This window comes from Rhodanobacter sp. B04 (genome assembly GCF_002001125.1).
GTDB lineage: Bacteria > Pseudomonadota > Gammaproteobacteria > Xanthomonadales > Rhodanobacteraceae > Rhodanobacter.
In genome coordinates this window covers 85899-110878 of the sequence record NZ_MUNV01000012.1, presented here as the reverse complement: position 1 = coordinate 110878, position 24980 = coordinate 85899, and the positions used below count along the sequence as shown (strand labels likewise).

General features: G+C 65.1%; 23 protein-coding genes. 11 read left to right on the top strand and 12 right to left on the bottom strand.

What is annotated here, in order from left to right; all coding sequences use genetic code 11:
• The first annotated feature begins 113 nt into the window (after positions 1 to 113).
• Genes B0E46_RS11460 through B0E46_RS11445 form a run of 4 tightly spaced genes read left to right on the top strand, consistent with a single transcriptional unit; the run spans position 114 to position 3929 of the window.
• Positions 114 to 608 carry a MarR family transcriptional regulator gene (locus B0E46_RS11460; protein ID WP_077555920.1) on the top strand — a complete coding sequence of 165 codons (495 nt, stop codon included), beginning with the start codon at positions 114 to 116 and terminating at the stop codon, positions 606 to 608.
• A 3-nt stretch (positions 609 to 611) separates the two neighbouring features.
• Positions 612 to 2726 carry an FUSC family protein gene (locus B0E46_RS11455; RefSeq protein WP_077555919.1) on the top strand — a complete coding sequence of 705 codons (2115 nt, stop codon included), beginning with the start codon at positions 612 to 614 and terminating at the stop codon, positions 2724 to 2726.
• Positions 2716 to 2916 (top strand): DUF1656 domain-containing protein, encoded by a 201-nt coding sequence (locus B0E46_RS11450; protein ID WP_077555918.1) that lies wholly within the window; start codon positions 2716 to 2718, stop codon positions 2914 to 2916. The genes B0E46_RS11455 and B0E46_RS11450 overlap by 11 nt, the downstream gene beginning before the upstream one ends.
• An 8-nt stretch (positions 2917 to 2924) precedes the next feature.
• Positions 2925 to 3929 (top strand): HlyD family secretion protein, encoded by a 1005-nt coding sequence (locus tag B0E46_RS11445; RefSeq protein WP_077555917.1) that lies wholly within the window; start codon positions 2925 to 2927, stop codon positions 3927 to 3929.
• A 41-nt stretch (positions 3930 to 3970) separates the two neighbouring features.
• Here B0E46_RS11445 and B0E46_RS11440 read toward each other — a convergent pair whose 3' ends face one another.
• Positions 3971 to 7468, bottom strand: coding sequence for a patatin-like phospholipase family protein (locus B0E46_RS11440; RefSeq protein ID WP_077555916.1), 3498 nt, complete (start codon positions 7466 to 7468; stop codon positions 3971 to 3973).
• 219 nt (positions 7469 to 7687) lie between these two features.
• Between B0E46_RS11440 and pssA the strand changes: the two genes are divergently transcribed.
• Positions 7688 to 9088, top strand: coding sequence for a CDP-diacylglycerol--serine O-phosphatidyltransferase (gene pssA, locus B0E46_RS11435; protein ID WP_077556049.1), 1401 nt, complete (start codon positions 7688 to 7690; stop codon positions 9086 to 9088).
• On the opposite strand, the gene B0E46_RS11430 is transcribed toward pssA, so the two are convergent.
• On the bottom strand, positions 9072 to 9707 hold the full coding sequence (locus B0E46_RS11430; RefSeq protein ID WP_077555915.1) for a GNAT family protein: 636 nt from the start codon (positions 9705 to 9707) through the stop codon (positions 9072 to 9074). The two genes, pssA and B0E46_RS11430, sit on opposite strands and share 17 nt — an antisense overlap.
• A 30-nt stretch (positions 9708 to 9737) precedes the next feature.
• Entirely contained in the window at positions 9738 to 9944 is a 207-nt protein-coding gene (locus B0E46_RS11425) for a DUF465 domain-containing protein (protein WP_077440623.1), read from the bottom strand.
• Between the two features lie 111 nt (positions 9945 to 10055).
• On the opposite strand from B0E46_RS11425, the gene ttcA reads away from it, so the two are divergent.
• From ttcA to B0E46_RS11400, 5 genes are all read left to right on the top strand, one after another.
• Positions 10056 to 10919, top strand: a complete 864-nt coding sequence (ttcA, locus tag B0E46_RS11420) for a tRNA 2-thiocytidine(32) synthetase TtcA (protein WP_077555914.1) — start codon at positions 10056 to 10058, stop codon at positions 10917 to 10919.
• Positions 10920 to 10961: 42 nt separating this feature from the next.
• On the top strand, positions 10962 to 12164 hold the full coding sequence (locus B0E46_RS11415) for an amino acid aminotransferase (protein WP_077555913.1): 1203 nt from the start codon (positions 10962 to 10964) through the stop codon (positions 12162 to 12164).
• 94 nt (positions 12165 to 12258) lie between these two features.
• Positions 12259 to 13176, top strand: coding sequence for a recombination-associated protein RdgC (locus B0E46_RS11410; RefSeq protein ID WP_077555912.1), 918 nt, complete (start codon positions 12259 to 12261; stop codon positions 13174 to 13176).
• A 120-nt stretch (positions 13177 to 13296) separates the two neighbouring features.
• Complete coding sequence (locus B0E46_RS11405) at positions 13297 to 14067, top strand: YgjP-like metallopeptidase domain-containing protein (protein WP_077555911.1); 771 nt, start codon at positions 13297 to 13299, stop codon at positions 14065 to 14067.
• Between the two features lie 92 nt (positions 14068 to 14159).
• The gene (locus B0E46_RS11400) at positions 14160 to 14738 is read left to right on the top strand and encodes an isoprenylcysteine carboxylmethyltransferase family protein (protein ID WP_077556048.1); all 579 of its coding nucleotides are present in this window, start codon (positions 14160 to 14162) and stop codon (positions 14736 to 14738) included.
• A gap of 9 nt (positions 14739 to 14747) precedes the next feature.
• On the opposite strand, the gene B0E46_RS11395 is transcribed toward B0E46_RS11400, so the two are convergent.
• The 3 genes from B0E46_RS11395 to B0E46_RS11385 form a co-directional block, all read right to left on the bottom strand.
• Positions 14748 to 15332, bottom strand: coding sequence for a sterol desaturase family protein (locus B0E46_RS11395; RefSeq protein ID WP_077555910.1), 585 nt, complete (start codon positions 15330 to 15332; stop codon positions 14748 to 14750).
• 152 nt (positions 15333 to 15484) lie between these two features.
• Positions 15485 to 16474 (bottom strand): alpha/beta fold hydrolase, encoded by a 990-nt coding sequence (locus B0E46_RS11390; RefSeq protein ID WP_254425128.1) that lies wholly within the window; start codon positions 16472 to 16474, stop codon positions 15485 to 15487.
• A 67-nt stretch (positions 16475 to 16541) separates the two neighbouring features.
• Positions 16542 to 18398 (bottom strand): M1 family metallopeptidase, encoded by a 1857-nt coding sequence (locus B0E46_RS11385; protein ID WP_077555908.1) that lies wholly within the window; start codon positions 18396 to 18398, stop codon positions 16542 to 16544.
• A 577-nt stretch (positions 18399 to 18975) separates the two neighbouring features.
• Here B0E46_RS11385 and B0E46_RS11375 point away from each other — a divergent pair.
• On the top strand, positions 18976 to 19770 hold the full coding sequence (locus tag B0E46_RS11375; RefSeq protein ID WP_139350515.1) for a hypothetical protein: 795 nt from the start codon (positions 18976 to 18978) through the stop codon (positions 19768 to 19770).
• Between the two features lie 141 nt (positions 19771 to 19911).
• On the opposite strand, the gene pip is transcribed toward B0E46_RS11375, so the two are convergent.
• The 6 genes from pip to rmuC all read right to left on the bottom strand — a co-directional run bounded on the left by pip (position 19912) and on the right by rmuC (position 24934).
• On the bottom strand, positions 19912 to 20862 hold the full coding sequence (gene pip / locus B0E46_RS11370) for a prolyl aminopeptidase (protein WP_077555905.1): 951 nt from the start codon (positions 20860 to 20862) through the stop codon (positions 19912 to 19914).
• 40 nt (positions 20863 to 20902) lie between these two features.
• Positions 20903 to 21232 carry an EF-hand domain-containing protein gene (locus B0E46_RS11365; RefSeq protein WP_077555904.1) on the bottom strand — a complete coding sequence of 110 codons (330 nt, stop codon included), beginning with the start codon at positions 21230 to 21232 and terminating at the stop codon, positions 20903 to 20905.
• Positions 21232 to 21825: a GTP cyclohydrolase I FolE gene (gene folE / locus B0E46_RS11360; RefSeq protein WP_077555903.1), complete on the bottom strand. Its 594-nt coding sequence runs from the start codon at positions 21823 to 21825 to the stop codon at positions 21232 to 21234. Before folE ends, B0E46_RS11365 begins: the two co-directional genes overlap by 1 nt.
• 104 nt (positions 21826 to 21929) lie before the next feature.
• Positions 21930 to 22781: a hypothetical protein gene (locus B0E46_RS11355; RefSeq protein ID WP_077555902.1), complete on the bottom strand. Its 852-nt coding sequence runs from the start codon at positions 22779 to 22781 to the stop codon at positions 21930 to 21932.
• A gap of 114 nt (positions 22782 to 22895) precedes the next feature.
• A complete protein-coding gene (locus tag B0E46_RS11350; protein WP_077555901.1) occupies positions 22896 to 23474 on the bottom strand; it encodes an FUSC family protein in 579 nt (192 codons plus the stop codon).
• Positions 23471 to 24934: a DNA recombination protein RmuC gene (gene rmuC / locus B0E46_RS11345; protein ID WP_077555900.1), complete on the bottom strand. Its 1464-nt coding sequence runs from the start codon at positions 24932 to 24934 to the stop codon at positions 23471 to 23473. Before rmuC ends, B0E46_RS11350 begins: the two co-directional genes overlap by 4 nt.
• Between the last annotated feature and the right edge of the window lie 46 nt (positions 24935 to 24980).

Sequence of the window (24980 nt, the reverse complement as noted above, 5' to 3'; positions counted from 1 at the left end):
TGATGGCGCCTTTTTCTTACCCGTCCGACGGCAGGCTTGTGCACATTCGCGCGCCGGCATAAAATACACAAATAGATATTACATTTATGTATTAAATGTTGGTGAGCCACCCCATGGCCAGCTTTTTCCACACCGAACAGCGTCTGGCAATTACCCGCCAGCGGCATCCTGCATTTCCCCGTGAACCGGCCGTGCTGGTGCGCTTGATCAAGCACATCTACAAGCGCGTGCACGACGATGCGAATGCGTTGCTCAAGCCATGGGGCATCAATCATCCGGAGTACAACCTGTTGATGATGCTGTACGGCACCGACGGGTATACGCTGAACCCGACGCAGCTGGCCGAGGCAGCTGGCGAGAAATCCGCCAACATCACCCGGCTGACGAACGAGCTGTGCGACAAGGGGCTGATCGAGCGCACCGCCAGCGACGAGGATCGTCGAAAAATTGCGCTCACCCTGAGCAAGGCAGGCATCGCGATGATCGAGAGCTTTCTGCCTGACATCTGCAGCTTGCTGCAACGCCAGGCCTCCGGCCTGCAGCCGCGTGAGATGGCGCAGCTGGAAAAGCTGTTGAAGAAATTCCTCGGCCGGCTCGAGCAGGTCTGAACAGTGTCGACTGTGCCCGCCACCGAACCCGTGCCGGCCTCGTCGCGTTGGCCGTGGCTGGGCGATTTTGTTGCCGGCGAATGGCGCGCCTGGATCTTCGTGGGCAAGTCGCTGCTGGCGATCTATCTGGCCGCGTGGCTGGCGATGTGGCTGCAGCTGGAGCAGCCCTCGACGACCATGATCACGGTGTCGATCGTGATGCATCCGCACAGCGGCATGGTGCTGGCGAAGAGCTTCTACCGCGCGATCGGCACGCTGGCCGGCAGTCTGTTCGGATTGGCCCTGATGTCGCTGTTTCCGCAGCAGCGCGAACTGTTCCTGCTGAGCCTGTCGGTATGGGTGGCGTTATGTGCCGGTGGCGCCACGCTGTACCGCAATTTCATGTCCTATGGTTTCGTGCTGGCCGGTTACACCGCCGCGATCGTCACCTTGCCGGCGATCAACAATCCGCTCGGCGTATTCGACTCGGCAGTGATGCGCGTCAGCGAGGTCCTGCTCGGCATCCTGGTGGCCGCCGTGGTCAGCGATCTGGTCTGGCCCGAACGGCTGCGCCTGCTGCTGCGGCAAAGTGCGCAAGCGCAATTCAATCTGTTCATCGACTTCGTGCGCGACAGCACGGCCGGCAACATGCCGCGCGAGCGGATGGAGCACGCGAACCTCGCGCTGGCACGCGCCGCGGTGCGCCTGGAGGACATGCGCGCATCGGTGATCTTCGAGGATCCGGAAGTACACGCGCGCAGCACCCGCATGCGGCTGCTCAACCAGCGCTACATGGCTGCCGCGACCAGTTTCCAGTCGTTGCATCACCTGATCAACCGCTTGCAGCGCAGCGGCAGTCCCACCGTTGCCGATGCGTTGATCTCGCTTTACCGGCCGCTGGCTGCGGCGCTCTCGCCCGGGCTGGCGCAGCAACATCAGTCCGCCGTGCTGGCGGCGCGTCTGGGCGAATACGTGGCGCGGTTGCCTGCGCAGGTGGTGGCCTTGCGCGCGCCGCTGCCTGCGCCGCTGGCGCAGCTGGAATTCGACACCGGTGCCACGCTGCTGCAGCGTTTTGCCGCCGAGTTGCGCGATTTCGCCACGCTCGAAGGCTCGCTGCGTGAGGCGCAGGTGCGTGGCAGCGTGGAGAAGGTGCACTTTCTGCGTGGCAACGATATTCCCGGTGCCTTGGTCGGCGTGCTGCGCACCTTCCTCACGATGGTGGCGCTCAGCGCCTTCTGGCTGGCCAGCGGCTGGCCCTTCGGCGCCAGCGCGATGTTGCTGGCGACGATCTTCAGTGGCCTGCTGGCCGCTTCGCCGAATCCGGTGAGTGCCGCGACGCACACCTTTTACGGCTATGCGTCCGGCATGCTGGCAGCCTTCGTGGTGGTGTACGGGCTGCTGCCGGGCAGCAACGATTTCGCTTCGCTGATGGGTGCCAGCGCGGGCTTCATGTTGATCGGCCCGTACCTGAGCACGCGCGATACGCTGCCGGGCGTTGGTGCCGGCTATACGCTGGGCTTCGTCTACATCCTCGCGCTGAAGAATCCGATGGTGTACGACCCGACGCACTTCCTCAACGACGGCATTGCGCAGGTTGCTGGCCTCGCGCTGGCGGGTGCCGCCTTCATCCTGCTGCCGAGCGTGATTGGCAGCGGCTGGCAACGCACGCGCCAGTTCCGGCGTTTGCGCGAGCAGGCGGTATTGGCGGCGACCGCTCCGCTGGAAGGTCTGGCGTGGCGCTTCGAAAGCCTGGTTCGCGATTTGTTCCAGCAAGTGGTGACCTATACGCGGCCGGGCAGTGACGAGTCGCGCAGCCTGCTGGCCTGGGCGCTGGCCGTGCAGGAAAGTGGCCGCACGATGATCGAGCTGCGCCAGCAGCTGGCCTCGGGCGGCGACATCGCGCCTGCCGCGCGTCGTGCGGCAACGACGGCAATGCACGCGATCGCGCGGCTGTACCGCGAGCCCGATGCCGCGCGCTGGCGCGAAGCGGACGCTGCCGTGCATGCGGCGATCATCGCCGCCGCCGGGCAACCGGTCCGCCTGCATCTGTACCAGTTGCGCAGCGCGCTACGTGATGATGAGTCGCCCTTCGCCAGGTACATCCCGTCATCTTCGCCGGAGTCCGTTCATGCCGCATGAAATCGCCATCTATGGCGTGCTGGTGCCGGGCTTGCTGCCGGTGTTCCTTGTTTGCCTGCTGCTGATGGTGCTGCTCGACATGCTGGTCGGTCGCCTTGGGTTGTATCGCCAGGTGTGGCATCCCTCGTTGTTCCGGCTTGCCCTGTTCGTCTGTCTGTTCGGCATCGCCGGACTGTTGCTGATCCACTGAGTCATCCCATGAAAACCCAATCGCTGTTGCGCTTCCTGATCACCGCCGTCGTTGTCGTCATCGCGCTGCTGCTCGGCCATGCGCTGTGGAAGCACTACCTGTATTCACCGTGGACGCGCGACGGCCGCGTGCGTGCCGAAGTGGTGCGCATCGCGCCGGATGTGTCCGGGCTGGTGACCCGGGTGGCGGTGCTCGACAACCAGGCCGTGCACAAGGGCGACCTGTTGTTCACGATCGATCCGGACCGCTACAAGTACGCGGTGGCGCAGGCGGAGGCCAACCTTGCCGCCGCGGAAGCAAGTGCGCGTGCCGCCGGGGCCAGCATCAATGCCGCGCTGGCCGCCGCCGCCGCGCGCAAGACCGAGTTCGAGATGCGCCAGCAGCAGGCCGCGCGACGCCAGCAGCTCAGCGACGTGATCGCCAAGGAAACGCGTACCGATGCCGCCTCTGCCGCCGAAGCCGCCCGCGCCAGCTGGCAGCAGGCGCAGGCCAGCGGCAGCCAGGCCAGTGCCGCGCGCGAACAGGCGCTCGCCGCGGTGGAGCAGGCACAGGTCGCGCTGGATACCGCCAGGCTCAACCTCGCCCGCACCGACGTGCGCGCGCCGACGGACGGCTACGTCACCAACCTCGACGTGCGCGTCGGCGACTATGCTGCCGTCGGCAGTCCACGGTTGGCCTTGATCGACAGCCACAGCTATTACATCTACGGCTATTTCGAGGAAACCAAGTTGCCGCAGTTGCGTATCGGCGATCCGGTCGATATCCGCCTGATGGCCGGTGGCGTACATCTCAAGGGCACGATCACCGGTATCGCACGCGGCATCGGTGATCGTGACAACCCGACCGGCAGCGACCTGCTCTCCAACGTCAATCCCACCTTCAACTGGGTGCGGCTCGCGCAGCGCGTGCCAGTGCGCATTGCGATCGACAGCGACCACCTGCCAGCCAACCTTGTGCTTGCCGCCGGCATGACTGCCACGATCGAGGTGCAGCCCGACACGGGCAGGCGATAGATGCTGGCGAAAGTCCGCGCCTGGTTCGACGCCGCATGCGATTACTCGTGTGCCGGCGCGGCCACGGTCGAGGCTTGCGGTATCCAGAATTCGATCACGTCGGATCGGCCACGCAGCCGCACCGGAAGAGGCATGGCAGCGGCCTTGGCTTTTCCAAAGCCCGGTTGCAGATCAAGCCAGTTTGCCATCGCCAGCGCGCAAGCTTGCCCCTGTTCGCTGTAGCTGCTGTAGAGAAACACCGGCTTGTCCCATGCGATCGGCGGTTTGCGACCTGCGCGTGCGGCGGTGGCCATGACGTTCTCGATGCCGGCGGTCGTCAGGCCCATGTCGTCGAGTTGCTGCAACAGAGGCTTGATGCTCTCGCGCTGTGCCTCGGTGTAAATCTGCGTGTAGAGGACAAATCGTTGCGGCGGCACCAGCCCGGTTTTGTTGCATGCGGCGAGCACCGTGCTGGCGGCATCTCCGGCGGTGGCAGTCTGTCCGACGATGCCCGGTTCCGGGGCGGGTGCCGCAGGTGGTGCCGGCGCGGTTGGGCCGGCTGCTGCGCTACCCGGAGATGCGGTAGTGGCCATCCGTGATGACTGATCCATTAAACGCCATCCATGCATCCAGTCGCGCCAGGTTGAAGACGTCGCCGCCGAAGCCTGATACTGGCTGGCCAGGCTTGCCCAGCCGGAGGGAGGGCTGGCTATGGCCGCCAGTCCATGGCTGTCCTGCGTGCAGTCGTTCAGAAGCGGATCGTCCGCGTGCAGCTTGCCGCAGGCGGCGCCGATCTCGGTGGACAGACTGATCAAGGCAGCCTTTACGTTCTCATCGATCTGCAGGCCATCGGAATTCCGCATGAGTCGATAGACCTCGTCATGCAGCGGTTTGTACGGCGAGTTGCTGTCCATGGTCGCCAACTCGGTGTGCAGGCTGTTCATGGCGATCTGGATGGAAGCGACGTCCTGGTGCAGCGCCTTCTGTTGGGATTGGACTGCGCCGAGATGAGCATCCCAGGCCTGCCAGCCGGCAAACAGCGCGGTGACCAGCGCGCCCGCGCTCAACGAGGCGCCTATGGTTGCGCCGATGCGTTGGCGTCGCGTGAGACCGCTTTTCTGTTCCTCGCTGCTGACGGCATTGGCTTGCACGATGACGCCTTTCTTGACCAGCGCCGGCAGGATGTGCAGCAGGGCGTCGTCGATCGGTTCACCGAGTACCGTGCCCAGCTTGCAGTAACTCTCCCACTGGGCTTCGTCGAAGAACTGGTCCGCGGTGCTTTGCTGCGGGAAGTCCTGATTGCGGTCGGCGTAACCTGCCACGTCCAGCGGCAGCTCGCAGGTAAGGCGAGGCTTGACTACCAGCAGGTATCCGGTGGCGTCGCCCGGGTAGCTGATCCGTGCCAGCAGCAGATGCTGCGAGCCGGGGCCGGGCATGATGCTGTCCGGCGTGCCGAAGCAATCACGAAGCACCTGGCGAACGGAAAGGCTGGCCGGATCGATGAACTCGATCCTGGTGTCCAGATCGATGCGCGCCTTGCGCACGAGATTCTCGATGTCGGCGAAGACGTAGCTCGGGTCGGCGCCGCAATCGGCCAGCACGATCAATTCGAGTTTTCGCTTCAGCAGCGGGTAGACGCCGGTATTGTCGAAATGCCCGCCATCGGACAGATACCAGACCGGGCTGCGCACGCCCGGAAAGCGGGCCAGCATCTCCTGCAGGGCGGCCCGCGATTTTCCGAGCCACGACCATGAGAACGAAGCTGCACCCACGGGATTGCGCCACCAGTAGCCCAGGCGAAAACCGCTGAGGAAACACAACGCCGCCAGTCCGGTCCGGGTCAGCGAACCCATGCCCGAGCCGGCAGCCGCACCCGAGATGGCGATCCACTCGGCCAGCGTCGTTCCAGCCAGCGGATGCGCAGGTCCTGGCTGCGCCGGCTGGAACGGCGAGGAGCCGATTTCCATGCCCAGCGAACTCAGACTCAGATAGACGCCCTTGCGGTCGGCGCTATAGACATCGGTGCGGTCGTCGATGGTCTGGTTGATGCAGCAGTTGATCAGGTGGATGGGGCCGCCATGCTCGTGCGGCGCGTAGTCGGGCAGGGCGATATCGTCCCCTTCCAGCAATTCGCTGAGCTTGGCGATCCCGCTGGCCATGCCGGAGGCCTTGCTGGACAGCGGCGACGCCGGAAAGCGGGTGTGCCCCGGCTTGCCGGTGGGTGGGCTATTGCCGACCGAGACATAGGTGCGCGCCAGCCGCGAACGGTAGAACGGATGCAGCGACGAGCGATTGATCTGTTGCAGGTTGCGCCCGGTGAGGATGATGTAGAGCAGGCTAGTGGCGAGGATCATCATCCAGCGCAGCGGCAGACTCCAGAACGACGCGAAGAAGACGAAATACTGCAGCGCGCCCAGCCAGAGCATCGCCAGCAAGACCAGCAACACCATGCCGCTGATATTCGCGATCAGCATGAGTGGAGGCCGGCCAAGCGATGGCTTGCCGTGTGGTTGCAGCAGCGGCAGCGTGAAGCGTCCGAGGGCGGCCAGGATCGCCGTCACGCCGGTCCCGCCGATGATCTGCGCGTGCAACGTACCCTGGGCGAGCTGATCGGCCAGGAACCAGCTGAACAGATCGGCCGCGCCCGCGACCAGCAGGCCGAACAGGCATAGCAGCGTCGCGCTCAACGCGGAGGTGTAGCGAATCCGGCCCTGGGCAGGATTGTCCAGCAGCGTTTTTCCCCGTAGCCATGTCCATATCCTGGCGAGCGGCGCCGCCAGGAGGGCGAGCGCGATCAGCGTCAGGCTCCAGGCGGCGTCATGCCAGCCTTTCGTCAACAGGCACAGGCCAGGTACGAGCGTGAGCAGGCAGATGGCCAGATCGCTCAAGACCGACGCAGGCGAAACGTCCTCGGGGTCCCGCAACCACCAGTAGGCAAAGCCCATGAACATGCCGAGCCAGCCGGGCAGCAGCATGGCCAGCCACCAGAAGGTGATCGGTAGCGGCAACGTGCTGTCCAGCGCGGCATAGCCAAGCAGATGGGGCAGCACGATCAGGACCGATGCCAGCACGATGAGTGCGGCCACTTCGAACTGGGTGGCAAGAAACCCCCGCAGTTGTGCCGCCCATGCCCGCATCAGGTCGCCGGCGCCGGCAGGCGTCAGATAGCGCCCGTTGCTGCGCAACCACCAGAGCAGCAGCGAGGTGTCGTCACGCAAACCTTGCTCGACGCTTGGCTGTGTCGATGTGGGCGCTGGGGGCACCGGATCTGCCGGCGGCACCTGTTGGTTGAACAGCCGTCCAAACGCTGCGCCGGTGTAGCCTCCGCCGGAGACTGTGGACAGATAATCGAAGCGGTGCAGCACACCGTTTCTGGCCAGCGCCCGCAACAGGCCGAGGCAGAAGGTCGCGCTGCGGATGCCGCCGCCGGACAGGGCCAGGCCCATGCCGGGGGCGCCTGGCGGGACGCCGGCCTTTTCCCGTCGATGCCAGAAAGCCTGTTCCTCGCCCGTGGCGGGCAGGGCGCCCGTAAAGGGTTGCGCTTCCGTTACCTGCCCCATGATCGGCCCTCCCGTCTGGCGTCGGTAATGCGCTATCGCAGATTGCCCCCGCGGCAGTTATGCGCCGGCAGGGAACGGCCTGCAAGTGCCGTGCTGGTGCATAGTGACGACGGCTTGGATCGCCTCGCGACGGGCCTGGTCGGGGCGTGTGCTGGCTGCAGCTATGCGCATCTGCAAGGGTTTGCGATGATGCGCGGTGCCCTGGACGCCATGCTTCCCATGAACAAGTTGATGACCACTCCACGTCGCCTGGCGCGGCGCATGCTGTCGCCGCTGCGCAGGCCGGCAACGCAGGCGCTGCTGGAGACGTTGCCGGCGTATGCGGTGCCGGCCATGGCGATCGATGTGCTGCCCGATCCAGCCGCGTTCCGGCAGGCCTTGCTGCGACACATTGCGCAGGCCACCCGCCGTATCGTGATCGTCGCGCTGTACCTGCAGGATGACGAGGGTGGGCGTGAAGTGCTGGATGCGCTGTATGCGGCAAAGGCGCGGCATCCGGCGCTGCAGGTTTCGGTGTTCGTCGACTGGCATCGCGCGCAGCGCGGGCTGATCGGCAAGCAGAAGAGCGAAGGCAACGCGAGCATGTACCGCGATTACGCCGCGCGGCTCGGGCCGGGCGTCGACATCTACGGCGTGCCGGTGCAGAACCGCGAGCTGTTAGGCGTGCTGCACCTGAAGGGTTTCGTGATCGACGACGCCGTGCTGTACAGCGGTGCGAGTCTCAATGATGTCTACCTGCAGCGGCATGGACGCTACCGGCTCGACCGCTATCACCTGCTGCGGCATCAGGGTCTGGCCGATGCGATGGCGGATTTCGTGCAGCGTTGTTTCGCCAAGAGCGATGCGGTGCGTCGATTGAACGTGCCGGACGTTCCCGCCACGCGTGCGCTGCAGACGGCGATCCGCGAATTCCGTCAGCTGCTGCAGCAAGCCCACTATGACGTGCCGCATGCCGCACGGGGGGCGGATGACGTGGCGGTGACGCCATTGCTTGGTTTCGGCCGCGGCGCCAACGCACTCAACGACACCATGCTGGCCTTGCTGCGCAGCACGCGCGAGCGGGCGATCCTGCTGACGCCGTATTTCAACCTGCCGCGGCCGGTGCGGGTCGTGCTCGGCCAGTTGCTGCGGCGAGGCTGCACGATCGACATCATGGTCGGCGACAAGACCGCCAACGATTTCTACATTCCGCCGGGGCAACCGTTCAAGACGATCGGGTTGCTGCCCTACCTGTACGAGAACAATCTGCGGCGCTTCGCACGGGCGCATCGCCGGCAGATCGCCAGCGGCCAGCTCAACCTGCATCTGTGGCGCGACGGCGACAACAGCTATCACCTGAAAGGCCTGTTCGTCGACGACGACATGGCCATGCTGACCGGCAACAACCTCAACCCGCGTGCATGGGCTCTGGACCTGGAAAACGGATTGCTGCTGCATGATCCGGCGCGCCTGCTGCATGCAAGGCATCAGGCCGAGTGGGTGGCGTTGCGACGGCATGCCACCCGGCTATCCGATCATCTGGCGCTGGAAAGCCCGCGGCATTATCCGGCGGAAGTGCGCAAGCAGCTGAAGCGGCTCAATCGCACGAGCCTCGACCGGCTGGTCAATCGCCTGCTGTAGCCGTGCCTGCCGTGGTTGTCCGCGTGTCGCTCAGGCGCTCCAGCCGCAACCCCAGCCATCGATCCACATCCGGCCATTCGCGGGCGAGAATCGAGTAGCAGACGGTGTCGCGCAGCGTCCCGTCGGGACGTCGCTTGTGGGCGCGAAGCACGCCTTCACGCTGCGCGCCGAGGCGCTCGATCGCGCGCTGCGAATCGAGATTGCGGTGGTCGGTGTGGAGCTCCACCGCCACGCAGTCCAGCGCCTCGAACGCGTGCCTGAGCAGCAAGCGTTTGCAGGCGGTGTTGAGATGGCTCTTCTGCCAGCGCTTTGCATACCAGGTATAGCCAATCGCCAGCCGCGGCAGCTCGGGAACAAAGTCGTAATAGCGGGTGGTGCCGACGATGTCGCCGCTCGACCGTTCGCGTACGGCGAACGGCAGCATCACACCGGTGGCCTGGCCTTGCAGGGCCTTCTCGACATAGGCATGCGCCTGGCCCGGTGCCGGTGCGCTGGTGAACCACAGGTTCCACAGTTCGCCGTCTGCGGCGGCGGCTTCCAGGGCTGCCGCGTGATCGAGGCCCAGCGGCTCCAGTACGACGTATTCGTCCTGCAGGCAGGTCGGGGTCAGGCGGTTCATCGATAGTCCGGCGGGCGAGGCGGATGGCGTTCAGGCGTCGAGGTCGGGGATCAGCTTGCTCTCGAGCCGGGCGATGTGGTCCTTCAGCAGGAGCTTGCGCTTCTTCAACCGGGTCAGCTGCAGCTCGTCGCGGCCGATCGCGGAGGCCAGTTGCTCGATGGCCGCATCCAGATCGCGATGCTCCATCTTCAGCTCGGCGAGCAGATGGACGATTTCGGCGTGATCCTGAACCTGCATGGCGGCGGCAACGGCTAGGGAGAACCGCCTTAGTCTAGCGCCGTTTGGCATCTCCGGAAGTCGATCGGCCAGCCGGCTACAATGGCGGTTCCTTTTGCCCGATTGGTCGTCATGTCCGCCCACCCTCATCGTTCCCGCACGCCAGCCGCCGAGGCCGACAAACTGGCCGCGCGCTTACGTCGCCAGGTGGGGCAGGCGATCGGCGACTTCGGCATGATCGGGGACGGCGACAAGGTGATGGTATGCCTGTCCGGCGGCAAGGATTCCTACACCTTGCTGGACATCCTGCTGCAGCTGCAGGCGAAGGCGCCGGTGCGCTTCGAGCTGATCGCGGTGAACCTGGACCAGAAGCAGCCGGACTTCCCCGAACACGTGCTGCCGGAGTACCTGACGGCACGCGGCGTGCCGTTCCACATCATCGAGCAGGACACCTACAGCACGGTGACGCGGGTGATCCCTGCCGGCAAGACCATGTGCAGCCTGTGCTCGCGGCTGCGCCGCGGTGCGCTGTACAGCTGGGCGGCGGCCAACGGCATCAGCAAGATCGCGCTCGGGCATCATCGCGACGACATCCTTGCCACGTTCTTCCTCAACATGTTCTACCAGGCACAGCTGAAGGCGATGCCGCCTAAGTTGCGTTCGGACGACGGTCGCCATGTGGTGATCCGGCCGCTGGCGTATTGCCGCGAGAACGACATTGCCGAGTACGCGGCGCAGCAGCGGTTCCCGATCATTCCGTGCAACTTGTGCGGCTCGCAGGACAATCTGCAGCGCAAGGCGGTGCAGCGCATGCTGGCCGAGTGGGAACAGCTGCAGCCTGGTCGCAGCGAGAACATTTTCCGCGCGCTCGGCCATGTGTCACCCTCGCAACTGGCCGATCGCAAGCTGTTCGATTTCAGTCTGGGCGCGCCGGCGGCGGAAATGTCGGCATGGACGGCCGACGCAGCGGATGAGACCGTGGCCGCGCAAGCTTGAACACCCCGCCTACCTTTCCACACCACCAGCCGAGTAATCACCGTGTCCTTCTTTGCATCCGTTGAAATGGCCCCGGGCGATCCGATCCTGGGTTTGACCGAGACCTACCTGGCCGATCCGCGTCCGGGCAAGATCAATCTGGGCGTGGGCATCTACATCGACGAACAGGGCCGCATCCCGCTGCTGCCGACCGTGCACGAAGTGGAGCAGGCGCTGGTCGCGGCCGGCAAGCCGCGCGGCTACCTGCCGATCGACGGCCTGCCGGCGTACAACCTGCTCACCCAGCAACTGCTGTTTGGTGCCGAATCGCCACTGCTGGCAGCGGGTCGGGTGGCGACCGCGCAGACCATCGGTGGTAGCGCCGCGTTGCGTGTGGCGGCCGATCTGCTGAAGCAGGTGGCCGGCGCTGGCGCGAAGATCGCGATCAGCAACCCGAGCTGGGGCAACCATCATGTGGTGTTCCGCACCGCCGGCTTCGAGTTGCTCGAGTACCGCTATTACGACCCGACCAGCCATGGCCTGGATTTCACCGGCATGCTGGAGGATCTCGGCAAACTGCAGCCGGGCACCGTGGTGCTGCTGCACGCGTGCTGCCACAACCCGACCGGCGTGGATCTGGATGCGGCGCAATGGCAGCAGGTGATCGCACTGCTGCAGGAACGCCGGTTGCTGCCGTTCATCGACATGGCCTACCAGGGTTTCGATCAGGGTACCGAGCAGGATGCCCTCGCGGTGCGCCTGCTTGCGGCGTCGGGGATCGAGGCGTTCGTGGTCGCGAACTCCTATTCCAAGTCGTTCTCCCTGTATGGCGAGCGCGTCGGCGCGCTATCGATGGTCGGTGCCGATCGCGACGAGGCAGTGCGGCTGCTGTCGAAGATCAAGCAGACCATCCGCGCGAACTATTCCAGCCCGTCCACGCACGGCGCCAGCCTGGTCGCCGGCGTCCTCGGCAGTGCCGAGTTGCGCGCGCGCTGGGAGCAGGAACTGGGCGAGATGCGCTCGCGCATCCATGCGATGCGTGCCGGCTTCGTCGACAAGCTGGCCGCGCTTGAGGCACCGGATTTCAGCTTCATCAACAAGCAGGCCGGCATGTTCTCCTATTCGGGCCTGAGCAAGGCGCAGGTGCACCGGCTGCGCGACGAGTACGCGATCTACGCGCTCGACAGCGGCCGCATCTGCGTGGCGGCGTTGAATCGTGCCAACCTCGATACCGTGGCCGCTGCCGTAGCTGCTGTCAGCGGCTGATCCTCTCACCCGTCATCATGCGGTCATTCCGGCCTGGACCAGAATGACCGCATGGCAAACTTCGCCTTCGGGCCGCACCTCATCCGGATCTTGAATGTTCTTTCGCAATCTCACGCTGTTCCGCTTTTCCCCCGCCGTTGCCACCGATCTGAAACGCCTCGATGAAGCGCTGGCCGAACACCGGCTGCGTCCGTGCGGGCCACTCGAGATGTTCACCAAGGGCTTCGTGCCACCGGTTGGTCGCGGCGAAGGCGAGCCGCTCACGCATACGGTGAAACACTGCACCCTGCTCACCGTGGGCGGTGAGGACAAACTGCTACCGGCCGCGGTGATCAACGACGAGCTGCACCGCAAGGTGCAGAAGATCGCCGAGGAGGAAGGCCGCAAGGTCGGCGGCCGCGAGCGCAAGCGGATCAAGGAGGATCTGCTGAACGAGCTGCTGCCGCGCGCGTTCGTGCGCAACTCGCGGATGTCCGCCTATGTCGACACGAAAAACGGCTGGCTGGTGCTGGATACCTCCAGTCGCAAGTCGGCCGAGAACGCCCTGACCCAGGTCCGCGAGGCGCTGGGCAGCTTCCCGGCGGTGCCGCTGGCGCCGGAGGAAGGCCCGCGCGTGCTGATGACCGACTGGCTGGCCACCGGCAACCTGCCGGCCGGGCTGGCCTTGGGCGACGAATGCGAGCTGCGCGACCCGGCCACCGCCGCCGGTGCGATCGCCCGCTGCCGCCGGCAGGACCTGGACGCCGAGGAAGTGAAGGAGCATCTGCGCAACGGCAAGCAGGTCTTCCTGCTCGGTCTCACGTTCGATGAGCGGATCAGCTTCGTGCTGGGCGAGGATCTGATCATCCGCAAGCTGAAGTTCCTCGACGTGGTGATGGACGAGCTGGGCGACAGCCAGCAGGACGCCCAGGCCGAGCTGGACGCCAGTTTCGCCCTGCTGACGCTGGAACTGGAGCGGCTGCTGGGCAAGCTGGAGGAATGGTTCGGGCTGCCGCGCCCCGCCGACAGCTGAACGAATGGCCCATTCCCGTTTGGCCTGCCGCAGCGGCATACTGGTCGTCCGCCCGCTTGCGGGCGGTGCGGACTTCCTGATTTCCAATACCGACAGGCCGGGGTAAGAACGGGCAGGCTCATGGCGCAGCATCTGGAAGGCGATTGGCTGGAACTGGCGACCGTAGGCGGCAGCATCATTCGGGTGCTGAAGGCCGCCCATCCGCGCGCGCGCCGGTTGCGGCTCACCGTCACGCCCAAGGGTGCGCGGGTGACCTATCCGTACGGCACCCACCCTGCCCAGGTCAGCGCGTTCCTGCGCAGCCACGCCGAGTGGCTGGAACAGAAGCTCGACGAGCTGCACCTGATCGTGAAGCCGCTGCCGCCGCTGCGGCTGGGTTATCCCTGCAGCTTCCCGCTGCGCGGCGAGATGGCGGAGCTGGACTGGGCCGAAGGTGCCTATCCGAAGATCGAGCCGCATGCCACGGGGCTGACCCTGGTGATTCCGCGCCCGCATACCCGCGCATTGCCGATCGCCCGCGGCCTGCTCGCTTCACACCTGGAGGCGTTGATCCGCCGTGACGTCTCGCGCTGGCTGGCCGGCTACGTGCCGCAGCTGGGGCTGGCACCGACCGCGCTGAAGATCCGCCCGATGAAAAGCCTGTGGGGCAGCCTCGACACGCGCGACCGCATCAATCTCGATCTGGCGCTGGCGCTGGCGCCGCCGGCTGCCTTGCGTTACGTGCTGGTGCACGAGTTGTGTCATCTCAAGGTGCGCAATCATTCGCCGCGGTTCTGGGCGCAGGTCGGCAACCTGTTTCCGGACTGGCGCGAGCAGCGCGACTGGCTGCGCCAGCATGGCGCGGTGCTGAAGGCGGAACTCGACCGGCTGATCGACGACGTCGCCGATTGAAGCCGGGGCTTTTGCCCGCGGGCGCAGCTGCGCGGGGACGGTAGAGCGGCCGAATCGGGACTTCATGTGGCAGGGGGCGTCTGAGGTCGATGATGGATATCTCGTTCACGACATTGGCAGTGGCGGCGTGGCTGTTCTTCCTGGCCTACTGGCTGTGGAGTGCCCGGCGGCTGAAGCCGTCCACGCGCGCGGAGCCGGCGCTGCCGCGATTCTTCAAATACTGGTTGCCGATCATCCTGGCGATCCTGCTGATGTGGCCGTCAACCTGGCTCGACGGCACGCTGCTAGGCGGGCATTTGCTGCCGGATACCTATGCGACGGCGCTGGGCGGCCTGCTGCTGATCGTGGCCGGCGTGCTGTTCGCCTGCTGGGCACGTTACATCCTCGGCAGCAACTGGAGCAGCGAAGTGCAGCTGAAACAGGATCACGAGCTGATCGAGCGTGGGCCGTATCGCTGGGTGCGCCACCCGATCTACACCGGCATCCTGTTGGCGCTGCTGGGCACCGTGGTGCTGCTGGGCGAATGGCGCGCGTTGTTGGGCTTCGCCATCATGTTCGTGTCGTTCTGGCGCAAGCTGCGACTGGAGGAAACCTGGCTGGGCGAACACTTCGGCCCGGCCTACGCCGACTACATGCGGCGGGTCAAGGCGCTGATACCCGGCATTCTCTGAGAGCCCGGCTCAGCCCTTGCGCGGCTGCCGCACGTAGCGCGTACCCAGCAGCACGTCCCACAGCGGCGTGGTGACCCCGAAATTGCTGTCGGGGTGATAGTGATGGACATGGTGCGACGCGGCCCAGCGGCGCAGCAGCGGTTGCCGGAAGCGTACGTGGTGGATGGTGAAGTGGCTCAGGCCGTAGGCGATGTAGCCAAAGGTCATCGCACCGGCCATCAGCAGTGCGACGCCGAGTGGCATGACCAGCACCAGCAGGCCGGTCAGGCACAGCAGCACCGCCGACGGCAGGAAGAACGGCAGCGAGTCGTAGCCCAGCGGTTGCGCGTGATGCATGCGGTGACCCTGCTCGAACAGCGGGATCCGGGTGTGGAACATCCACCGGTGGAAGAAGTACTCGATGAAGCTGAAAGCGAGCAGGCCGAGGGCGAGCGCCAGCAGCGAAGTCAGCGGGCTGGTGCGGTGCATCCAGCCTTCCACCAGCAGGACCAGGCACAGTGTGACGTCCAGGGCCACCTCGGCCCAGTAGTTCGCCCGGGTGGAGGACATCCGCACGATGGCGTCCACGCCCGTGCGTAGCAGGTTTCGTTTCATCGGTCGCTGCATGGTTCCGTTTTCTTGCATGAAAGCACGCCGCCCTTGGAGGCTGTGCCCGCATTCTCCCATGTTGTCACCGGCAATTCACAATGATGTGCTCCGCCAAGCTGACTCGCATATGACCGGAGGGTCCGATTTTCCAGGCCGGATCAATGCGAAAGCGCGAATCCGGTGAGGATTTGCGCGGTTTCCTCGGGCTTTTCCAGCATCGGCATGTGGTTGCAGCCACTGAGCACGCTGGTGCCGATCGAGCTGGCATGGGTCAGGTTGCTGCGCAGACTGTCCAGCGCCGAGATGTCGGCGATCTTGTCGTCGTGGCACCACAGGCCGAGTACCGGCATGCCCAGCTGGCCCAACCGGTTCTGCAGCGCCAGGTATTGCGACGGGTCGCGCAGTTCATTGAAGTTCCGCTCGATGAAGGTTCGATCCCGCTGGTTGCGTTTGACCAGCACGTCCACGAAGCGGCCAGGGAGGTCGAGCGGCTTCTCGAAGGCCAGCGCGGAGGCACGTGCAAAGCCGGCGCGGTCGTCGAACAGGAATGGGTTCTTGCCGGCGAGTGCTTCGCGGGCAAACGCGTTCTCCTGGGACTTCAGGCCGTAGGCGTCGACCAGCGCCAGTTCCCGCACGTGCTCCGGGTTTTCGCTCGCGTAGACGCCGGCCACGGCGCCACCCAGCGAATGGCCGACCAGCACGAAGTTCTGCAGTCCGAGCGTCTGCGCGAACGCCTGCAGCCGCGCCGCCTGGGCATCGACGTTGTAGCTGGCACCGGTGTTGCGCGAGGACTCGCCCCAGCCGGGCAGGTCGGGAATGATCAGGTGGAAATGCGGCGTCAGCCGTTGCGCGACCTCCAACCATACTTCCTTGTTGGCGGCAAAGCCGTGCAGCAGCACGATGGTCGGGCCGTCGCCGCCCTCGTAGTAAACCCAGCGGGTATCGCCAGCCTGCACGGAATGCTTTGCCAGATGTGCGGCCATTGCCTCGCGCATGAAGTTGGCACGCATCAGCAGCTGCGGCGCAAACAGATAGCTGCCGCCCAGCACGATCGCCAGCACGGCAACCAGCCATGCTAGGAATTTCAGCCGGCGCAGCAGCATGCGTTTCCATAGCGGCGTGGTCGTGGGGTTTGCGGATGACGGCATGGGCAAGTCTTGAAGTGGGGGGAAGGTGGGGCGCGCCCGCATGGCGGACGGACGCGCCATGGACGTCTTACTTTCCGGCTTTCCTGGCCTTGGCAAAGATCGCGTCCACCGCCTGCTGGGTCAGCGGGTGGTAACCGTCCTTCGCCTTGGCGTAGACCTGCTCGGCATAGCTCAGGCCGGCCGGTGTTTTCACCAGCGCCTGGTAGAGCGGCAGGGTGAGATACAGCCGGCCGATCCGCGTCATGTGCTCGGCGGCGGCGGGCCACACGGCCTTGTCGCCGGCGGCGATCGCATGGCTGTACCAGCGCATGCCGATCTCGGCGTTCGGGGTGCCGGTGAGATGCCAGGCGGCATCGAGTTCCTGCATCTTCGCCAGCGGCGGGGCGTCGGGCAGGCGATCGAGGAAGTACATCCATTCCTGCGTGTTCCAGTCTTTGGCGCCGAGCTTGTCGGCCGCCATCTGGCCGGCGAGGAAGGCGCTGCGCTCCTGGTCGATGGTGTCGAAATGCGGCGACTCGGGCAGCGGCGCATCCTTCGGGATGCCGGTGCCGTAGACCCAGTCCTGCACTTCGGCCCAGCTCATCTTGCCGGGGTATTTCTCGATCAGGTTCGGCTTCATGTAGCCGAGCATCTGCTCGGTGGTGATGCTCTGGAACGCGAAGTGGTCGAAGTAGCCCTTGAGGTAGTTGTCGAACGCATCGCGGCCGAAGCGCTGCTCCAGCGTGCGCAGGAACCACGAGCCCTTGTCGTAGGCGACGTCGGACAGCGAATCATCGGCATCGATGCCGCGCGGATCGGGAGCCAGCTTCTGCGAATTCGCGGGCATGTCGCCGATCTCCTTCTGCAGCGCATGGGCCGACAGCAGCGCTTCTTCGTCGGCCAGGCCCTTGCCGTACAGCGCTTCGGTAATGCGGCCCTGCACGTAGGTGGTGACGCCTTCGTTGAGCCAGATGTCGCGCCACGATGCAGCGGTGATCAGGTTGCCCGACCACGAATGCGCCAGCTCGTGCGCGACCAGCGAGACCAGGCTCTTGTCGCCGACCAGCACGGTCGGCGTGGCGAAGGTCATGTCCGGGTTTTCCATGCCGCCATACGGGAACGACGGCGGCAGCACCAGGATATCGTAGCGACCCCAGCGGTACGGGCCGTACAGCTTCTCCGCGGTGGCGATCATCTGCTCGGTGTCCTCGAACTCGTGCGCCGCCTTGCCGACCACCGATGGCTCGGCATACACGGCCGAGCGCGGACCGGTCTCCTTCACCGCGATGTCGCCTGCGCCGATCGCCAGCAGATAGGACGGAATCGGGTGCGGCTGGTCGAAGTGGAAGTCGCCGTTCAACGGATGCTTGGCATCGTTGAGCGCGCTCATCACCACGCGGATGTCCTTCGGTGCACTGACATGGGCGTCGTAGGTGAAGCGGATCGCCGGCGAATCCTGCAGCGGCACCCACGAACGCGCATGGATCGACTCGGACTGCGAGAACATGAAAGGCAGCTTCTTGTCCGCCGTCTGCGCCGGGGTCAACCATTGCAGGCCGGAGGCGCCGGGCGAAGTGGCATAGACGATGCGCACCTGGGCCGGATGCGCGGGCGCGGCGATGGTGAGTTTCTGGCCGAGCTGCTTGTCGCGCGGCGCCAGCGCATATTTCAGCGGCGTGACCTTGCCATCGGTGCCGACTGCTTCGATTTTCGCGATCTTCAGGTCACGCGTGTCCAGCACCAGCGATGGCGCCTGCGGGTTTTTCCAGTCCAGTTTCAGCGTGGCCTGACCGTCGAGTTGCTTGTGCGGAAAATCAATCTTCAGGTCGAGATCGAGATGGGTCACGACCACCTGGTCGGGCTGCGCATACGAATGCGGCTCGCTGGCATAAGCTGTCAGCGGCAACACAAGCACCCCCAGGGTGAAGGCGGAAAGCAGGCGCATGATGAAACTCCGATGCAGGGGGATGACGTAAACCCCGAGTATGCCACCGCCGCGCGGTTGCCCGCCTGTGACGGAAGGCCCGTCAGGTCCAGCCGTCCATGCGAGGTACGGCTGGAAATTCCGGCGGCGCCTCGAGCTTGGTAACCCACGCACGAAAGTTCGCATGCGACATTCCGATGCCTACGGTCCACGTGATTCAGGCGAGGATGGCCATGCCGCCGATGGTGTAGCCCTCATCAGCGATGAATGGCCGCGTCGACGGCCTGCGCCTCAACGCGCCGTGCATTCTTGCGCATGGCTTCGGTCGGATCATGCGGCCGGCATGGTCATTCGCCGGCATGCCTCCAAGTGCTGCGGCGTGCCGATCGCGCTCCTGTTCGAAGCTCATCCAGGGCAGCACTTTGCTGCGTTCGGCCGGCAGATAGTGCCGGAGGCTCGGCCGATTCGTGCGACCGGGTCAACCTGTCATATACATGAACGTTAGAGTAACGATTCGCAAGTTTTTGCTGTGCCGATCCCGATGCCTGCATTCGGGAAGTCGGGCGTCCGGGTAAGTGTGAAGAGGGAGCGACAAGGCATGAAACACCATTTGTTGATCGCAGGGACAGGGCGGGCGGGAACCACGTTTCTTGTGCAGTATCTACACGGTTGCGGGCTGGAAACGCATCTGACGCAGCATCCGAAGGCTTCGTTGTTCAAGCATGCGAACGCCGGGCTGGAAGACATTCCGACCCCGGGAAAGAAGCTGCCGTATGTCATCAAGACACCTTGGCTGTACGAGTTCGTCGACCGCCTTTTGAATCGCGGCGACATCACCATTGATGTCGCCGTATTGCCGATGCGCGATCTGGTCGAAGCCGCATCCAGCCGGGTCACTCTCGAAATGCGCCAGCGTTACGCAACCCTGCGTGACCCCGAGCTGATGGAGGAGTGCACAAAATGGGAAACCTGGGGCAAGACGCCCGGCGGCGTGGTCTATTCCCTGAATCCCATCGATCAGGCGCGAATACTGGCGGTCGGCTTCCATCAGGTGATCCATGCCCTGGTCGGGCGCAGGGTGCCGATCGTGTTCCTGGATTTTCCAAGAATGGTCGAGGACGGCGAATACCTCTACGAGCAGCTCAAACCGTATCTGGGTTCTGCGATCGATCAGGAGGCCGCGTTGGAGTTGCACAGGTCTCTGGCGAATCCCGATCTGGTGAGAGTCGGGAGCGAGCTCAACCCCGAATCATCCGTAGCGCCAGCGAATGAGGCAGCGCAGGCATTCCCATCGGTGGAGTCGCTCGATCGGATGGCGCTGCTGCGCGAATTGAAGGCGGCGAAAAATGCGCGTTCGCCGCTGCTCAAGAGATTGTTCAAACGACGCCAATAAGGTCGTCGAGGCAGTCGCGCCGGTGGGCGCAAGGGTGTTTGCCGGCTTTGGCGCGCAGCCTTGGGAGAATTCACCGGCACCGCGTGCGCCGAAGGCTGCAGCCGGCGCACGACACCCGTTTCTTGCGCCGCATTCGGATATTCAGGTGTAGCGATCCGCCAACCGGTCGGTAGCCTGCACCAGCTGATCGATGATCGCCGGTTCCGACGCGGCATGTCCGGCCAGCACGATGTGGAAGTCGGCCTCTGGCCAAGCGGCGTGAAGGTCGCAGGCGCTCCTTGCCGGGCAGATGATGTCGTAGCGGCCGTGCACGATCGTGGCGGGAATGTGGCGGATCTTCGCCACGTCGCGCAGCAGCTGGCCGGGCTCGAACCAGCCGTGATGGCGGAAGTAGTGCGCCTCGATGCGCGCCAGGCTCAGCGCGACGTCGGGTGTGGCGAAGCTGGCCTCGGTGCCGGGGCTTTCCTCCAGCGTGATGCTGCCGCCCTCCCAGGCGCCCCATGCCTGCGCGGCGGCGAGCTGCACCACCTCGTCGGTCGAGCTGAGCCGGCGCCAGTAGGCTTCCATCATCTCGCCGCGCTCTTCGGGCGGAATCGCTGCGGCGTAGCGTTGCCACTTCTCGGGCAGGATCCACGACGCGCCGCCTTCCTCGTAGAACCAGCGGATCTCTTCAGGCCGGCACAGGAAGATGCCGCGCAGCACCAGGCCGAGCACGCGTTCCGGATGCGTCTGCGCGTAGGCCAGCCCCAGGGTGGAACCCCACGAGCCGCCGAACACCACCCAGCGTTCGATACCCAACTGCTCACGGATCACCTCGATGTCGGCGACCAGATGCCAGGTGGTGTTGTCGGTGAGGTTGGCGAATGGCTTGGAGCGTCCGGCGCCGCGCTGGTCGAACAGCACGATGCGGTAGCGCGCCGGATCGAAGAAGCGGCGGTGGTAACTCGCCAGTCCCGCACCCGGGCCGCCATGCAGAAACACCACCGGCACACCGGCGGGATTGCCGCACTCTTCCACATAAAGCGTGTGGATCGCATCGACCGCAAGGCGATGCGTGCGGTATGGCTCGATTTCGGGGTACATCTCGCGCATGGGGAATTCTCGATATTCCGCTGCAGGAAGGGGCTGGCGGTCAGCCTTGCGGTGGCGCGGTGAGTTCCTGTGCGTTGAGGTAGCCGTGGTGGTGACGGTCGAGCTTGTGGAACTGGCGGCGCAGGTTTTCCTGGTATTCCTTCAGCGTGATCGGCTTGCCGCGGCCGCCCGGCAGCTCGTTGGCCTCCAGGATACCGTCGTGGTTGGCGTCCATGCGGTAGAAGCCCTGGCTCATGTAGGCCACGTATTCGGCCTCGCTGACCTTGCCGTCACCATTGGTGTCGAACTGCCTGAGGTATTCGGCTGGCGTGCTCTGCGCGAACGTGGCGCAGGGAACCGCCAGCGCCAGCGCAAGCAACAGGCGGTGCATCAGCGCACGCCGCCGTGGATGCCGATGAACTGCAGGAATTCCGCGCGGGTACGCGCGTCGTCGCGGAAGGTGCCGAGCATCTGGCTGGTCACCATCGACACGCCGCGCTTGTGCACGCCGCGGGTGGTCATGCATTCGTGGCTGGCGTCGATCACCACCGCCACGCCGGCCGGCTGCAGGGTTTCCTGGATGCACTGGGCGATCTGCGCGGTGAGCTTCTCCTGCACCTGGAAGCGGCGTGCAAAACCCTCGACTACGCGCGCCAGCTTGCTGATGCCGACCACGCGGTTGGTCGGCAGGTAACCCACATGGGCGCGGCCGATGATCGGCGCCATGTGATGCTCGCAATGGCTTTCGAACTCGATGTCGCGCAATACCACCATCTCGTCGTAACCATTCACCTCCTTGAAGGTGCGGCGCAGGTAGTCGCCCGGGTCGCTTTCGTAACCGCTGAACCAGTCGCGGTACGCCTTGACCACGCGCTTGGGCGTGTCGAGCAGGCCCTCGCGGGCCGGGTCCTCGCCGGCCCAGCGCAGCAGGATGCGCACCGCCTCTTCAGCCTGTTCGCGGGTGACGTCGTGCTGGTCGCTCATGGGGATTCCTTCGGTTCTGCGGATTCCCGCCAGTTTAGCGAATGCGCCAGGCAATACCCGTATTTCCACCCTGCAAGGGCATCCCCGCGGTGATGCGCTGGTGCTCAGGGATCGGGCACGAAATGCTCCGGGAACGGTTCCGGCGTGCGCGGGCGCGGCGTCGGCACCACGCCGCGGGCAAGCAGGTGTTCCCAGGTGTCGTAGTACAGCGTGATCACTTCGTCCGGCGTGCGGGAGGCGCGCTCGAAGTCGACGTAGGTGATCGAGGAGTCCTCGCGCTGGCCGTGGCCGGTACCGAGCGGGCCATCGGCCTGGGCCTTGGCCTGCGGCAACAGATTCATGGAAGTTCGGGTGGTCGGTGCAGCCATCGACGGACTGGGAGCGGCGGCGGAACGGGACATCGATTCCGCGGCTGGAGCCTGGGCTGGAGCAGGTGCGGGCATCGGTGCATAGGTTTCACGAGATGCCGCATCGGCCACGGGTGCCGGCATCACCTGCAGAGGGTATACGCGCTGGCGGCGGAACACCGCCACGCCGATCACGCCGACATTGTCGGGGCGACCGGTGCGCACCGCGTAGCTCTGCGCGTAATCCGCAAACACGAAATCGGCGACCTGCGACATGCTCTTGCGCCAGCCGAGCACGTCGGTACTGGCGTAGGGGTCCAGCACATAGCCGGTTTGCGACCAGTCCGCGTTGTCGCCGGAGATCGCATTCACCGCATCGACCGAGAGCACTGCCATCACGTCGGCACCGGCACGGTTGCGCAGGCTGATCTGGTAGCGATGCCCCGGTTCACCGGCGATGTAGTAGCGGCCATCGTGCCGGTACACCGGCAGTGCGCGCTGGCTGTCGCGGTCATACACGCTCAGATCGACCAGGCGGCCCACCGCCAGGGCGGACGAGGCATCGGCCAGGCTCGCCGCGAAGGCGAGCGCGAGCAACAGGGTTTTCATGGGGCGCCTCCGGCATGCATCGCGAACCGATGCATGGGTTGAAACGCCGTAGCGCTGTCGATGGGGTTAACCCACGATCGGATTTCGGCGACGTCCGCCGGGGTCAAGTCGTCTTTACGATGAGGCGCGACCGGCGAACAGGCGTCGTTCAAGCATGTCGAACACGAGCGTCACCAGCAGGGCCGCAGCGGCACCGAGGGTGACTTCGCCCAGCCGGAACAGGGCGAATTGCCAGAATGCACCGGTGTGCGGCACCAGCATGATGATGGTGGTGGTGGTGCCGCTGATGCGGCCGGCGGCGCCTAGGTTGAAGGCCGAGCAGAGCATCATGCCGGCGATCACCGCCAGCACGTAGGCCAGGTAGTGATCATGGCCGAGCATCGCGGCGCCCATGCCGATCAGGCCGCCCATGATCGCGCCGACGAACTGGTCGCGCGACGAGTTGCGCACTTCCGCATAGCTGCTCTGGCTGACCGAGATGGCGGTGATCGCGGCCCAGAAGCCCTGGCCCAAGCCCAGCCCGAGCGCACCGTAGTAGCTCAGGCTCGCAGCCAGCACGGCGCGCAGTGCGTGCGTGAATCCGACGATCAGGCGGTCCCTCGCCGGCAGCGCCTGCCGCAGCCGCAACAACTCATCGGCCAGAAGTCCAAGCTGGAAACGATGTGCAGCCAGCGGTCGTTGCGGTTCGTTCATGCTTCTTCGTCCGCTTCGGTGTCGGGGCCCGTGTCGCCGCCGTCGTCTTCGATCAAGGTCTGGCCGAGAAGTTGGGTGGTGTCTTCGGCAGACAGAGACTCCACACCGCGAAGTTTCTTTTCGATCGTGCGGGTCTTCTTGCCGGCATCGCTGATGCTCTTGCTCACCGTGTTGAGCTGGCGTTCGGCCTTTTCCAGCACGAGGCCGAACTTGCCGAACTCGTTTTTCACCGCCCCAAGCAGCTTCCACACCTCGCTGCTGCGCTTGGCGATCGCCAGCGTACGGAAGCCCATCTGCAGGCTGTTGAGCAGGGCGCTCAGGGTAGTGGGGCCGGCCACGGTGACGCGATGGTCGCGCTGCAGGCTCTCGAACAGCCCGGGCCGGCGCAGCACCTCGGCATACAAACCTTCGGTCGGCAGAAACAGCACGGCGAAATCCGTGGTGTGCGGCGGCGCGACGTACTTGGACCGGATGCGCTTGGCTTCCTCGCGCACGCGGACTTCCAGTGCGCGCCCTGCGGCGGCCGCTCCGTCAGCGTCAGCCGCGTCCTGGGCTTCGAGCAGGCGCTGGTAGTCCTCGACCGGGAATTTCGAATCGATCGGCAGGTAGACGTTCTCACCATCACTCTGGCCCGGCATGCGGATCGCGTACTCGACCCGTTCGCTGCTGCCGGGCACGGTGGCGACGTTGGCGGCGTATTGCTCGTTGGTCAGCAGGTCTTCCAGCAGGCCGCCGAGCTGCACTTCGCCGAGGATGCCGCGGCGCTTCACGTTGGTGAGCACGCGCTTCAGGTCGCCCACGCCGATCGCCAGATTCTGCATTTCGCCGAGTCCGCGCTGCACCGCCTCAAGCCGCTCGGAAACCAGCTGGAACGATTGGCCCAGCCGTGTCTCCAGGGTGCTCTGCAACTTCTCGTCGACGGTGGCTCGCATCTGTTCGAGCTTGGCGGCGTTGTCCTGCTGGATCGCGCCGAGCTTCGCTTCCAGCGTGGCGCGTACTTCGCCCATGCGCTTCTCGTTGTCGCCGGTAAGCGCGGCCAGGCGCTGCTGCTGCTGCTCGCCGAAACGGTTGAGTGACAGGGTGACTTCCTCGCGACTCCTGTGCGCATCTTCGGCGAGGCGTTGCGCCAGCGATTGCAAGCCGTTGTCGGTACGTTCGGTGAGCAGGTTCAACCGCTGGCCGAAGCCGTCGATGCGTTCGGCCTGCTGCTGGTTCATTCCCGCCAACTGTTCGCCGACATGGCCACGGAAGCGATCGAAGCCCTGTTGCAGTTCCTCGCGGCCCGCGCGCTGTTCGTCGCGCAAGCTGCGCTGCAGGCGCTCGTTGTCATCCTTCAAAGCATCCAGCCGGGGACTCAGGCCGGCATCGCCACGACCGCGCAGCAGCGACGCCAGCTGCAGCAGCAACACGGCGGTGACAATCACGACGAGGACGATCAGCAGTGTTTCAGTCGATGGCATGGATGGTTTCCCTGATTCTGGCTGCCAAGTGTACGTGGCGGCGTCT